A 1,021-nucleotide genomic window follows, 5' to 3' on the forward strand; every position below is an offset into this window, starting at 1 on the left:
GAATTGGGGCTGGCTATGGGGTTCATAGAGGGCAATTTGTGGCATAGCCACCGTCAAGCCCAAATAACGCAGTCATGGTCGTCCATGTGCAACAGAAACGTGAGGTTGTTATCGGTTATCCAGAATGTGTACCCGATCGTCTCACCCAGAACAGCTGCAATATCTTGTGCGTCATGGATTTTCCACGCCCTGTATGCCGAGTCACATACCAATAGAACCAGATTTTCTTCACTAACACGGTACTGTATTTCTTGCCAAAAATTAGGATTGTGTTCTGTGCTCTTTGCGTTCAATTCGACTGGATCGAGCAGGGTGCTCTCTAATCTGAAAAACTTCTTCGTCAGCGAATGTATCAAGGTTGCAATCTCGGTCGAGTCCAGTTTTTTAGAGCTTATACACAAAGTGTTTAAGGCGTGATCGATCTCCTCTTCAAGGTAATTCATCAGGGAGCTCCAATTTTCGATCGGCTAACGGGTACCAGTTCGAGAAGTATATGGCCTCGTTTGGCGCCTCCGCCGGATCGCTTTCCAGGCGTTTGATAACCAATATGAGGGGATTTCGGACCTTCTTTGCTTGGGACTAGCGTAGGGTCGTCAATATTCACCTCCGCGCCCCTATTTTGGCCCTTTTGGACACGCCACTCTGTTGGAAATGACTTTCCATACTGGTCCTTTCCCCATTTAGATACGTTGTATTCCTCCATTGAGATACCTGTTCTGCGAAAGGCTTCATTCAACCCCCTGTGCATTTGTTTATAGCTGTTGCCTTCTTGTTGGCGCCAGTCCAAGTCTACATCAGCGTTAAATTTCCACGCACTTTCGGCACTTAGCTGAGGACAGCCTGCAAGTTCACAAGCCAATCCTAAAGGATCGACCCATCCGGTAGGGTTAGGCACGTACTGGTAAGCATTGATCCCACCCGCCAACTTCACCGGGTCCGGCGTGAGGTAACGACCAACATCCGGATTGTAGTAGCGATGGCGGTTGTAGTGCAGCCCGCTTTCTTGATCGAAATATTGGCC

The 1,021-nt window shown here is 48.6% G+C and carries 2 protein-coding genes; both read right to left on the reverse strand.

The genetic code is table 11. The annotated features are described in order from the left end of the window. Window positions 1–53: 53 nt before the first annotated feature. Window positions 54–443 (reverse strand): hypothetical protein, encoded by a 390-nt coding sequence (locus CQ002_RS28070; protein ID WP_034102711.1) that lies wholly within the window; start codon window positions 441–443, stop codon window positions 54–56. Next, on the reverse strand, window positions 443–1,021 hold a 579-nt coding region (locus CQ002_RS28075; protein ID WP_244913419.1), incomplete at its 5' end, for a polymorphic toxin type 47 domain-containing protein. The genes CQ002_RS28075 and CQ002_RS28070, both read right to left, overlap by 1 nt.

The organism is Pseudomonas sp. MYb13 (assembly GCF_002980075.1).
GTDB lineage: Bacteria > Pseudomonadota > Gammaproteobacteria > Pseudomonadales > Pseudomonadaceae > Aquipseudomonas > Aquipseudomonas lurida.